This window comes from Bifidobacterium miconis (assembly GCF_019331735.1).
Classification (GTDB): domain Bacteria; phylum Actinomycetota; class Actinomycetes; order Actinomycetales; family Bifidobacteriaceae; genus Bifidobacterium; species Bifidobacterium miconis.
Genome location: NZ_JAHBBH010000003.1, coordinates 20,807 through 33,140, shown reverse-complemented (window position 1 = coordinate 33,140; position 12,334 = coordinate 20,807). Strand labels below are relative to the sequence as shown.

The window sequence follows — 12,334 nt, the reverse complement described above, 5'->3', positions numbered from 1 at the left end:
CGATCGCGGTCGGGCGCGCCGGTCCCATTGACCGAAGGAGTGCTCGAAACCATATGAGTGATTCCAATACGCCGGTGCAGCGGCCGGCGACGCGGGCCGCGCGCCTGAGCATGATTGAGGAGATCCTGCTCAGCCACATCATCACGTCGCAGTCGCAGCTGTCCGGCATTCTCTCCGACGAGGGGATCGACGTGACGCAGGCCACGCTCAGCCGCGACCTCGACGAGATCAACGCGATGAAGACGCGGCTCAAGGACGGCACGATCGCCTACACGGTGGGCGACGCCGCCGTGCATCAGGCCGCCGGCATCGGCGAGAAGGCCGAACAGCAGATGGCCAAGGTGCTCGGCGGGCTGGTCACGTCGGTCGCCGCGGCGCGGAACCTCATCGTCGTGCACACGCCGTCAGGCGCCGCGCAGTACGTGGCCAGCGTGATCGACAAGCAGCCGATCGACGGCGTGCTCGGTACGATCGCCGGCGACGACACGGTGATGGTGATCTGCAGCGACGACGAGACCGCGGAAGCGCGCGCGCAATGGCTGCTGTCGATCGCGTCGAAGAACTGAGTGCGGCACCGGGTCCGGCAATGGCCGGGCTGCGCGACGGCAGCCGCGCGTCCACCACGCGGACATTCGACGCGCCGACATTGCATAAATATACAGACTTGTGCATATACTTGCGTCAGCTGACTTTACAGAAAGGCAATCATGAGCGATAACAAGCGCATCGTACTCGCGTACTCCGGCGGTCTGGACACGTCCGTCGCCATCTCCTACCTCAAGGAGCGCACCGGCAAGGACGTCGTGGCCGTCTCCCTCGACGTCGGCCAGGGCGGCGAAAGCCTCGAGACCATCAAGCAGCGCGCCCTCGCCTGCGGCGCCGTCGAATCCTACGTGGTCGACGCGCGCGACGAGTTCGCCAACGAATACTGCATGATGGCCCTCAAGGCCAATGCGCTGTACGAGGGCGTGTACCCGCTCGTCTCCGCCATCTCCCGCCCGCTCATCTCCAAGCACCTCGTGCGCGCCGCCCACCAGTTCGGCGCCGACACGATCTCGCACGGCTGCACCGGCAAGGGCAACGATCAGGTGCGCTTCGAGGTGTCCATCGCCTCGATCGACCCGACGCTCAAGGCCATCAGCCCGATCCGCGACCTGTCCCTGACCCGCGACGTGGAGATCGCGTTCGCCAAGGAGCACAAACTGCCGATCACCCAGACCGAGAAGAGCCCGTACTCCATCGACCAGAACGTGTGGGGCCGCGCCATCGAGACCGGCTTCCTCGAGGATCCGTGGAACGCGCCGACCAAGGACTGCTACTCCTACACCGACGATCCGGCCTTCCCGCCGGTCGAGGACGAGGTGACCATCGAGTTCAAGCAGGGCATCCCGGTCAAGATCGACGGCCGCGACGTCACCCCGCTGCAGGCCATCGAAGAGATGAACCGCCGCGCCGGCGCGCAGGGCATTGGCCGCATCGATCTGATCGAGGACCGTCTGGTCGGCATCAAGTCCCGCGAGCTGTACGAGGCCCCGGGCGCCATCGCGCTCATCACCGCGCACCAGGAGCTCGAAAACTGCTGCCTCGAGCGCGAACAGCACCGCATCAAGCGCAACATCGACAAGCGCTGGGCCGAGCTCGTCTACGACGCGCAGTGGTTCTCCCCGGCCGTCCGCTCGCTCAACGCGTTCATCGAGGAAACCCAGAAGTACGTCTCCGGCGAGATCCGCATGACCCTGCACGGCGGCCGCGCCGTCGTCACCGGCCGTCGCTCCGACTCCTCGCTGTACGACTACAAGCTCGCCACCTACGATTCCGGCGACACCTTCGATCAGAAGTCCTCCAACGGCTTCATCGACATCTACGGCCTGCCGTCCCGCGTCGCCGCCGCCCGCGACGTCCGCTTCGGCAACGGCATCGAAGTGCCGGAGAACGCCGTCGAGTGACGTCATGACCGCAACGGTCTGACATCTCATTGCAATCAAAGCCCTCCCTGCTCTCGGCAGAGGGGGCTTTTGCATGGATAGAGGGCAGCCCGACTGCCTGCGTGGCGGTTTTCGCTCGCTGAACATATGTTCAGCGAGCGAAAACCGCCACGCACCACAACGGCGAGCACGTATGAATGGTTACGGAGACTGGTAGGCTTTCAGTGGTTTACGAGCATGAACGCCAAGAAGCACAAGGAGTATCGCATGGCTGACAGCGCCGAGCAGAACACCGAGCACCTCGCCCTGTGGGGCGGCCGTTTCACCTCCGGCCCGTCGCCGGAACTCGCCCGACTGAGCAAGTCCACCCAGTTCGACTGGCGACTTGCCGACGACGACATCGCCGGCTCCCGCGCCCACGCGCGCGCCCTCGGCCGCGCCGGCCTGCTCACCGCCGACGAGCTGCAGCGCATGGAGGACGCGCTCGACGAACTCCAGCGCCGCGTCGACTCCGGTGCGTTCGCCCCGATCGAAGACGACGAGGACGAGGCCACCGCGCTGGAACGCGGCCTGCTTGCCATCGCCGGCGACGAACTCGGCGGCAAGCTGCGCGCCGGCCGTTCGCGCAACGACCAGATCGCCTGCCTGATCCGCATGTGGCTGCGCCGCCACAGCCGCATCATCGCCAAACTGCTGCTGTCGCTCGCCAACGCGCTCATCGAACAGTCCGTCGCCGCCGGCCGCACTGTCATGCCCGGCCGCACGCACATGCAGCACGCGCAGCCCGTCCTGCTCGCGCACCAGCTCATGGCCCACGTCTGGCCGATCCTGCGCGACGTGCAGCGTCTCGCCGACTGGGACAAGCGCATCGACGCGAGCCCGTACGGCTCCGGCGCGCTCGCCGGCAACACGCTCGGCCTCGAGCCGGTCGCGGTCGCCCGCGAGCTCGGCTTCTCGAACGTGACCGCCAACTCGATCGACGGCACCGCCTCGCGCGACCTCGTCGCCGAATTCGCGTTCATCGCCGCCATGACCGGCGTCGACATCTCCCGCCTTTCCGAGGAGATCATCATCTGGAACACGCAGGAATTCGCGTTCGTCAAGCTCGACGACGCGTATTCGACCGGCTCGTCGATCATGCCGCAGAAGAAGAATCCGGATATCGCCGAGCTCGCGCGTGGCAAGTCCGGCCGCCTGATCGGTGACCTGACCGGCCTGCTTGCCACACTCAAGGGCCTGCCGACCGCGTACGCGCGCGACCTGCAGGAGGACAAGGAGGCCGTGTTCGACCAGGTCGACACGCTCGAAGTGCTGCTGCCCGCGTTCGCCGGCATGGTCGCCACCATGCGCTTCGACCACGACCGTCTCGAGGCCGAAGCGCCGACCGGCTTCGCGCTGGCCACCGACATCGCCGAATGGCTTGTCAAGCACGGCGTGCCGTTCCGCCACGCGCACGAGCTGTCGGGCGCGTGCGTCAAGATCGCCGAAGGCCGCGGCCAGGAGCTGTGGGACCTGACCGACGAGGACTTCGTCGACGTGTTCAAGGACTTCCTGCCGGCCGACCTCGCGCCGCAGGTGCGCGAAGTGCTCTCGACCGAAGGCTCCGTCTCCGCCCGCAACGGCAAGGGTGGCACGTCGCCGCTGCGCGTGCGCGAGCAGATCGTCGCTGCGAAGACGTCGATCGAGACGCTGCGCGCGTTCGCGAACTCCGTGTCTGACGGCCCGGCGTACAAGACGCCCGAATCGCTGCTGCAGAAGTAGGATTCGCGGATTGCGGCCGGCCGGCATGGTCGGCGACTGACACACGACACAACGGCACACGGCGGAAGGGGCGCGCGGATATGGCGATGAACGACGAACAGCTGGAACGCTACGCCCGGCATCTGATCCTCAAGGGGGTCGGGGCCAAAGGGCAGAAGCGGCTGTTGGCCGCGAGCGTGCTCATCATCGGCGCAGGCGGGCTCGGCTCGCCGGTCGCGCTGTACCTTGCCGCCGCCGGCGTCGGCCGCATCGGACTCGCGGACGGCGATGTGGTCGATCTGAGCAACCTGCAGCGCCAGATCATTCACACCACCGCACGCGTTGGCCAGCCCAAGGTCGAGTCGGCCGCCGCATCCATCCGCGCGCTCAACCCCGACGTGACTGTCGACGAACACAATGAACTCGTCGACGCAGGCAACATCGCCGCGCTCATCGCACCGTACGACCTCGTCATCGACGCGACCGACAACTTCTCGACGAAATTCCTCATCAACGACGCCTGCGTGCTCGCCGGCAAGCCGTTCATCCACGCGGGCGTCGTCGGCTTCGCCGGCCAGCTCATGGACGTGGTGCCCGGCGAAGGGCCGTGCTACCGCTGCATCTTCGAGGAGATGCCGCCGGCGGGCGAAGTGCCGACCTGCAAGGAGGCGGGCGTGCTCGGCGCGGTCGTCGGCGTGATCGGCAGTCTGGAGGCCACCGAGGCGGTCAAGCTCATCGTCGGCGTGGGGGAGCCGTTGATCGGCCGCATGCTCACCGTCGACGCGCTCACCATGAACGTGCGCCGCGTGCCGCTGCCCGAACGCGTGCCCGAGTGCGCGGTGTGCGGCGACCATCCGACCATCACCGCGCTCGACCCGGCGCGCTATGTGCAGCCGGCCTGCGCGGTCTGATTCGGATGAGGTTCGCGACAGTCGACAGGCTCATCGCCGGATACGAGGTGACGGGTTTGGCTACCCCTCAGTCACTTCGTGACAGCTCCCCTGACAAGGGGAGCCAAGAATAAGGAAACGGTGCATGATCGGCACCGTCACAGGAAGGGGAAACGATATGGCCATCGCACTGCACGGGGGATTCGGGGAAGACGAGTCGAACGAATACCGGCACATCACGCCGGGCGAATTCGCCGCGCTTGACCGCAATACGGTCACGTTGCTCGACCTGCGCGAGCCGGACGAGGTGATCGTGCATCCGATTAAGGGCGCGCTCAACATTCCGTTCGGCCAGATCGGCCAGCGGCTCGGCTTGGTGCCGACCGGCAAGCCGGTCGTTGTGTTCTGCCGTGTGGGCGACTGGAGCGAGCAGGTGTGCGAGATCCTCGCCGACCGCGGCTACGAGGCGATCAATCTGGACGGCGGGTTCGCCGCGCTGCGCGACGCGGGATACGCGGACGACGTGACGGCGGCGGATGCGCAGGCCGGTGATGCCGAGACGTCCACGACGACCGGCGCTGCGGGTGACGGCACGGATGCCGGCGCGGCCGGCCGTGCCGTTGACGATGCGACCGCGCGAAATGCGACGGCAGAGAACGATGCGGCGGGAGAGCTGGTCTCGTCTGTGTCCGCTGCGCTCCCCGCCCCCAAGACGCTGCACGTCGACGCGAAGGGGCTCAAATGCCCAGGCCCGATCGTCGCCGTCGCCGACGCGCTGCGAAACGAGCCGGCCGGCACCCGGCTTACGGTCGAGGCCACCGAGGACGCGTTCTGCTCCGACATCGCCGTGTGGGCCGAACGCACCGGCAACACGCTGGTCAGTCTCACGCGCGACGGCTCGGACGGCGTGATCCGCGCCGAACTGGAAAAGGGCGCGGCAAACGGGACCGTGAACGGTGCCGTGGCGAACGCCGACGGCACGTCGGCCGACGCGACCTGTCCGTCCTGCGCGTCCGCATCCGCCCGCACGGCCTCCGCCGGCGGCGACGTGCTGCACGACAAGACGTTCGTCGTGTTCAGCGGCGACCTCGACAAGACCATCGCCGTGTTCATCATGGCCAACGGCGCGGCCGCCATGGGTCGCAAGGTCACGATCTTCTTCACGTTCTGGGGCCTCAACATCCTGCGCAAACCCAAGCGGGTGCGCGTCTCCAAGAACCTGATCGAGCGCATGTTCGGCTTCATGATGCCGCGCGGCACCAGACGATTGGGCCTGAGCCGCATGAACATGGGCGGCATCGGCGCGACGATGATCCGCTGGATCATGAAGTCCAAGAACGTCGCCTCGCTCGAGGAACTCATGAAGCAGGCCACCGACCACGGCGTGCGGCTCGTCGCCTGCCAGATGTCGATGGACATCATGGGCATCCGCAAGGAGGAGCTCATCGACGGCGTCGAACTCGGCGGCGTGAGCACGTTCCTCGGCGCGGGCGAAACCAGCGACATGAGCCTGTTCGTCTAGCGGGAGGAATCGGTCGCACGGCCGACGAGACCACGTCGATTCATTCCGACGGATGAACCCGTCGGTGGGCCGCACGTCATACAATCGTGCCCGATGAGCTGGGCCGGTGGAACACGCGGCCCGAGAATGATACCGAACATCGGACGGCAGGAGATCAGCGGTGCTGACACGCAACCAGATACGAGCACTCGTCAACGAGCACGGGCACGACATCATCGAACACGAGCACATGCACATCGAACGCGGCTGCTACCAGCACGGCTGCATCACCACGTTCGCGCATTCCATCCGCGTCGCCTGCCTCGCCGTCTGGTTCGCGGACCGGCTGCACCTGTGGAACCGCGTCGATCTGCGCTCGCTCGTCCGCGCCGCACTGCTGCACGACTACTTCCTGTACGACTGGCACGACTGGGACAACGGCGACCACCGCCTGCACGGCTTCACGCACGGCCGGACCGCCCTGCGCAACGCCCTGCGCGACTTCAAGCTCAACGCGATCGAACGCGACTCCATCGCCCACCACATGTTCCCGATGACGCCCGTGCCGCCCAGCTACGTCGAGGGCTACCTCGTCACCATGGCCGACAAGGTGAGCGCCACGCGCGAAACGATCAGCCTCAAGCGGTTCCACAAGCCGGCATTGCCGCAGCGCGTGCGCATGGCGTATGCGGCCGAAAGCGGCCGCGGCGCAGCAACCGCGAAGGCCGAATCCCGTCGCAACGCCGCGCAGGCATCGTCGGAAGGCCGTGGCTGATGACGATGACGCTCCACCTTGAATACGTGTTCCTCTGGTTCCTGTTTTACAGCTTCTGCGGCTGGGTGTACGAGTCGATTCTCGTGTCCGTGCAGGAACGCCGTCCCGTCAACCGCGGGTTCCTCAACGGCCCGCTGTGCCCGATCTACGGCACGGGCGCGGTGATGGCGGTCGAACTGCTGGGCGCCATCCGCAATCCCGCGGTGCTGTTCGTCGTCTCCGCGCTGGGCGCATGCGTGCTTGAATACGCGACCTCGTGGGGCATGGAGCGGCTGTTCCACGCGCGATGGTGGGACTATTCGCATTTCCGATTCAACCTCAACGGCCGCATCTGCCTGCTCGGCGCGATCGTGTTCGGCATCGGCGGCGTGGCGATCGTCGACGGCGTGCAGCCGTGGGTCGCGCGTGTGACCGGTATGGTGCCGCTGCCCGTGATCCACTGGGTGAGTTTCGTCTGCCTGGTGTTGGTCGTGATCGACACGGCCGTGACCGTGGCCGGCATCGTCAACTTCGAGCAGAGCCTCGACCAGCTGTCTGCGATGGTCGCCAAGTACGGCGACGCGATGCGCGAGAGGGTCGGGGACGCGGTCGACGCGGTGGGCAGCGCGTCCGACCGCATGACCGGCAAAGTCGGCGGCCTGGTCGGCGACAAGGTGAGCGACATGGTCGGCGGCGCGGCCGACGCGATGAGCGGACCGTTGCAGTCCGGCCGCGAGATGTCGACCGAACTCATGCTCAAGATCAGGGAAACGGCCGATTCCGTGTTCAACCGGCAGCAGCGGCGCATGATCGCGTCGTTCCCGCGTCTGCGCGCCGAACGCAACAACGAGGCGCTCCAGCAGCTGCGCGACGCGTTCGAGAAGCTCCGCGGCGGACGCCGGTGAGACGAAGCCGGTCCGTCGCCCGGCCGCAGCCGGGCCGGCGTCCCGCCTGTCGGCCTGTTCTGCGAGACTGATAGGCGCATAAAACCCACAATTTGATAGGGAGACACCACAGTTATGGCTCACGTCATCGATTTCAAGGAGGCCGGATTCGACTCCGTCCTCGATGAACTGGAATGGCGCGGGTTGATCTCGCAGTCCACCGACCGCGATCAGCTCGCCGAAGCGCTGAATGGGGAGCCGGTCACCTATTATTGCGGGTTCGATCCGACCGCCGCGTCCCTGCACATCGGCAACCTCGTCCAGCTCATCAACATGCGCCACCTGCAGGCGGCCGGCCATCATCCGATCGCCCTCGTCGGCGGCGCGACCGGCCTGATCGGCGACCCGCGCCAGTCGGGCGAGCGCACGCTCAACCCGAAGGACGTCGTGGCCGGCTGGGCCGAGCGCCTCAAGAACCAGATCGGCGGCATCCTCGAAACGACCGGCGACAACCCGGTGCGCTTCGTCTCCAACTACGACTGGACCGCGCAGATGTCCGTCATTGACTTCCTGCGCGACGTCGGCAAGAACTTCCGCCTCGGCACCATGCTCGCCAAGGACACGGTCGCCCGCCGCCTCAACTCCGAGGAGGGCATCTCCTTCACCGAGTTCAGCTATCAGGTGCTGCAGGGCAACGACTTCCTGCACCTGTTCGACGAGTACGGCTGCACGCTGGAAATCGGCGGTTCCGACCAGTGGGGCAACCTCACCTCCGGCATGGACCTGATCCGCAAGGTGCGCGGCGCCACGGTGAACGTGTTCACCAGCCCGATCATCACCGACGCGAGCGGCAAGAAGTTCGGCAAGTCCGAGGGCAACGCCGTCTGGCTCGACGGTACCATGCTTAGCCCCTACAAGTTCTACCAGTTCTGGTTCAACCGCCCCGACGTGGAGATGGAAGGCCTGCTCAAGGCGTTCACGTTCCTGCCGAAGGCCGAGATCGAACGTCTGGTGGAGGAGTCCAAGACCAATCCGGGCGCCCGCGAGGCGCAGCGGACGCTGGCCTGGGAGGTCACGAGCTTTGTGCACGGCGAGGCCGCGACGCAGGCCGCGATCGACGCGTCGGCCGCGCTGTTCGGCCGCGGCGGCGACCTCGGCACGATCGACGAGGGCACGCTCGAGGCCGCGATCGACGGGCTCAAGGTCGAAGGCGAGGACGGCGTCAAGGCGTTCGCGGCCGTGGCCGCCGGTGACCGCGTGGTCGAGGCCGGCGTGAAGGCCGGACTGTTCAAGTCGATTTCCGAGGCGCGTCGCGCGGTCAAGTCCGGCGGCGTGTACCTCAACAACAACCGCGTGGAGGACGAGGAGCAGACACTCGGCGACGCCGACTTCCTGCACGGTCGCTTCGCGCTGATCCGCCGCGGCAAGAAGGCCCTCGGTGCGGTCGAAAAGCACTGATTTCACCAAGAGCAAGTAAGTAGTCAATAACCTCGGCTCCTCGCAAGGGGAGCCGAGCGCGTCAGTGAAGGACATCAATGGCAGAAGAACAGGGCCGCTCGGGCGGCAAATCCTACGGCAATCGCAAGTCCTACGGCTCCGGCCGTTCCGGCGGCAACGGTCACGGCAACGGCGGCCGTTCCTTCGGCGGTTCCCGCGGCGGCTTCCACAAGGGCGGCAAGTCCGGCGGCTTCCATAAGGACGGCTATCGCAAGGACGGCGGTTTCCGCCGCGATCGCGAGGGCGCCGGCGAAGGCCGCGACTTCAACCGCGAGGGCGGCGAACGCCGCGACTTCAAGCGCAACGACGGCGAGCGCGGTGGTTTCCGCGGCGGCAAGTCGGGTGGCTTCCACAAGGGCGGGTTCCGCAAGGACGGCGAGCGCGGGGGATTCCGTCGCGAGGGCGGTTTCCGCCGCGACGACGACCGCCGTGATTTCCGTCGTGACGATCGTCGTGACGGCGATCGCCGCGATTTCAAGCGCAACGACGGCGACCGCCGTGACTTCCACCGTGACGGCGAGCGCCGTGACGGCGGTTTCCGCCGCAATGACGACCGTCGCGGTTTCCGTCGTGACGATCGCCGTCAGGGCGGCGACAATCCGCGCTATCAGCGTGACGGCGAGCGTCGCCCCTTCCGCCGCGACGGCGAGGACCGTCGCGACTTCCGCAAGGACGGCGAGCGTGGGGGATTCCGTCGCGAGGGCGGTTTCCGTCGTGACGATCGTCGTGACGGCGATCGTCGTGATTTCAAGCGCAACGACGGCGAGCGCCGTCCGTTCCGCCGCGACAACGATCATCATGATCGTCGCGACTTCCATCGTGACGGCGAGCGTTACGAGCGCAACGATCGCCGTGACTTCCGCGGCGAACAGTCCCGCGCGCAGGGCGATGCCGCGGAGCGCCGCGAGTTCACCACCGAGGAGAAGCGCGAGTACCGCGAGACCAAGCGCCGCGAGTACATGGAGCGCGGCCCGCGCCGCAACTCCGACGGCACGATGAGCTTCCCGTCGCAGAACCCGTACACCGCGCGCCGCCCCGACGAGCCGAAGATGCCGAAGGGCATGGAATGGTCGATGCTCTCCACCGATGAGCGTGAACGCCTGCGCGGCCTGTCCAAGGAGCACGCCGAAAACATCGGCCTGCACATCCTCGCCGCCTACGCGCTCGAGGAGTCCGATCCGCAGAACGCGCTCGCGCACGCCAAGTGGGTGGCCCGCCAGGCGTCCCGCATCGACTTCGCGCGCGAAACCCTCGCGTTCGTGGCCTACCGTCAGGGCGACTACAAGCTCGCGCTCAAGGAGTTCCGCACCGCCTACCGCATGAACGGCTTCCTCGACTACCTGCCGTTCATCGCCGACTGCGAACGCGGCACCGGCAACCCGAAGAAGGCCATCGAAGTGGCCACGTCCGACGAGGGCAAGCAGCTGCGCGGCGAGTCCAAGGTCGAAATGTTCCTCGTGTACGCCGGCGCTCTCGCGGACCTGAACCAGATGGACAAGGCCATCGAGATCGTGCACACGATCGGCCGTTCCAAGGGACTGCCGGGCGAGTACCGCATGCGCGCCATCCAGGCCGAGCAGTACTTCCTCGAGGAGGCCGGCCGAGGCGAGGAGGCTGCCGATCTCGACCCGCTGCTCGACAAGCTCGAACTGCAGTACGCCGACCAGGACGTCGATCCGGACGACATGGTCATCGACCACGATCTCGAACGCTTCAGCGACGACGAACTCGACATGCTCGGCATCAGCGAGGACGACGCGCAGTACGCGCCGGCCGACGATGACGACGAGGACGGTTCCGACGCGTCCGACGAGGACGGCGACGAGTCCGCGGATGCCGCGGCGGACGCCGACGATGCGGAAGCCGTGAAGGAAGTTGCCGGCATGGACGAGACCGCGGCCGACGGCGACGACGATGCGCACGCCGATCAGGCTTCCGCCGCCGCGGACGACGAGTCCACGCTGCCGGCCGAAGAGGCCGAGGCCGGCTCCGACGCGAACGCCGAGCCCGAGACGGGCATCGACGACGCGGCGGACGCCGACGACGCCGCGGACGAGTCCGCGGACGCGGCAGACGCGGAGTGACGCGGGCCATGCTCAAGTCCACGGACAAGTCGATCGCCGAAACGTACCGCTTGGCGCTGCTCGACCTCGACGGCGTGGTGTACCGGGGCAAGAACCCGGTCGAATACGCCGCCGAGTCGATCCGCGGCGCCGAGCAGCTCGGCATGGCGATCGAATACACGACCAACAACTCCTCGCGCTTCCAACGCGTGGTCGCCGACCAGCTGCGCGGCTTCGACCTCGACGTCGAACCGCATCAGGTCATCACCTCCTCGGTGGTGGCCGCGCGCATGGTCGCCCGTCACGTGCCGGCCGGATCCAAGGTGCTGGTGCTGGGCGCCGAACACCTGCGCGAGGAAGTCGCCTCGCAGGGGCTGACCCTCGCCGACGGGCCGGAGGACGATCCGGTCGCCGTCATCCAGGGATGGTATCCGCAGATGACCTGGCAGGAAATGGCCAACGTGTCGTTCGCGGTGGAGCGCGGGGCGATGTATCTCGTCACCAACCGCGATCTGACGATCCCGCGCGAGCTCGGCATCGCGCCGGGTTGCGGTTCGATGATCCAGGCCGTCATCAACGCGACCGGCGTCGAACCGGTCGCCTCCGCAGGCAAGCCCGAATCCGCCATGTACGACGAGGCGCGACTGCTCGCGGCCGGCGACGGCGAAGAGCCCGTCGCCAAGGATCTGTGCCTGGCGATCGGCGACCGGCTCGACACCGACATCGAAGCGGGCACGCGCGGCGGCTACGATGCGCTGGCCGTGCTCACCGGCGTCACCAATCCGCATGAGCTCATGCTCGCGCCCGCGCACCTGCGTCCGACGTACATCGTCAAGGACCTGCGCGGACTGCTCGAAGCGCAGCCCGCGGCGACGCGCAGCGACGACGGATCGACGTGGGTCTGCGGCAACGCCACGGCCACGCTCGACGAGACGGCCGGCACGCTGACCGTCAGCGACGCGACCGACCTCAACGCGCTGCGCGCGGCCTGCAACGCCATGTGGGACTACGCCGACCGCGGCGGCGACCCGACGGCGGTCGACCTGCCGCAGTTCGCGCTGTAACGACACCATCGCACGA

The 12,334-nt window shown here is 67.2% G+C and carries 10 protein-coding genes; all 10 read left to right on the top strand.

The annotated features are described in order from the left end of the window. Nucleotides 1–53 precede the first annotated feature (53 nt). The 10 genes from argR (at nucleotide 54) to KIH79_RS01625 (ending at nucleotide 12,318) form a co-directional block, all read left to right on the top strand. Nucleotides 54–566: an arginine repressor gene (gene argR, locus KIH79_RS01670; RefSeq protein ID WP_219057797.1), complete on the top strand. Its 513-nt coding sequence runs from the start codon at nucleotides 54–56 to the stop codon at nucleotides 564–566. A gap of 141 nt (nucleotides 567–707) precedes the next feature. Beyond that, on the top strand, nucleotides 708–1,946 hold the full coding sequence (locus tag KIH79_RS01665) for an argininosuccinate synthase (protein ID WP_219057796.1): 1,239 nt from the start codon (nucleotides 708–710) through the stop codon (nucleotides 1,944–1,946). A gap of 246 nt (nucleotides 1,947–2,192) precedes the next feature. Further along, nucleotides 2,193–3,686, top strand: coding sequence for an argininosuccinate lyase (gene argH / locus KIH79_RS01660; protein WP_219057795.1), 1,494 nt, complete (start codon nucleotides 2,193–2,195; stop codon nucleotides 3,684–3,686). Nucleotides 3,687–3,766: 80 nt separating this feature from the next. Beyond that, a complete protein-coding gene (gene thiF, locus KIH79_RS01655) occupies nucleotides 3,767–4,576 on the top strand; it encodes a thiazole biosynthesis adenylyltransferase ThiF (protein WP_219057794.1) in 810 nt (269 codons plus the stop codon). Nucleotides 4,577–4,733: 157 nt separating this feature from the next. Then, complete coding sequence (locus KIH79_RS01650) at nucleotides 4,734–6,077, top strand: DsrE/DsrF/DrsH-like family protein (protein ID WP_219057793.1); 1,344 nt, start codon at nucleotides 4,734–4,736, stop codon at nucleotides 6,075–6,077. 160 nt (nucleotides 6,078–6,237) lie between these two features. Further along, nucleotides 6,238–6,831, top strand: coding sequence for an HD domain-containing protein (locus KIH79_RS01645; RefSeq protein WP_219057792.1), 594 nt, complete (start codon nucleotides 6,238–6,240; stop codon nucleotides 6,829–6,831). Between the two features lie 5 nt (nucleotides 6,832–6,836). Beyond that, nucleotides 6,837–7,715 carry a putative ABC transporter permease gene (locus tag KIH79_RS01640; RefSeq protein WP_219057878.1) on the top strand — a complete coding sequence of 293 codons (879 nt, stop codon included), beginning with the start codon at nucleotides 6,837–6,839 and terminating at the stop codon, nucleotides 7,713–7,715. Between the two features lie 114 nt (nucleotides 7,716–7,829). After that, nucleotides 7,830–9,152 carry a tyrosine--tRNA ligase gene (gene tyrS, locus KIH79_RS01635; protein ID WP_219057791.1) on the top strand — a complete coding sequence of 441 codons (1,323 nt, stop codon included), beginning with the start codon at nucleotides 7,830–7,832 and terminating at the stop codon, nucleotides 9,150–9,152. Nucleotides 9,153–9,229: 77 nt separating this feature from the next. Then, nucleotides 9,230–11,275 carry a helicase gene (locus KIH79_RS01630; RefSeq protein ID WP_219057790.1) on the top strand — a complete coding sequence of 682 codons (2,046 nt, stop codon included), beginning with the start codon at nucleotides 9,230–9,232 and terminating at the stop codon, nucleotides 11,273–11,275. An 8-nt stretch (nucleotides 11,276–11,283) separates the two neighbouring features. Then, nucleotides 11,284–12,318: an HAD-IIA family hydrolase gene (locus KIH79_RS01625; protein ID WP_219057789.1), complete on the top strand. Its 1,035-nt coding sequence runs from the start codon at nucleotides 11,284–11,286 to the stop codon at nucleotides 12,316–12,318. Nucleotides 12,319–12,334: the final 16 nt, after the last annotated feature.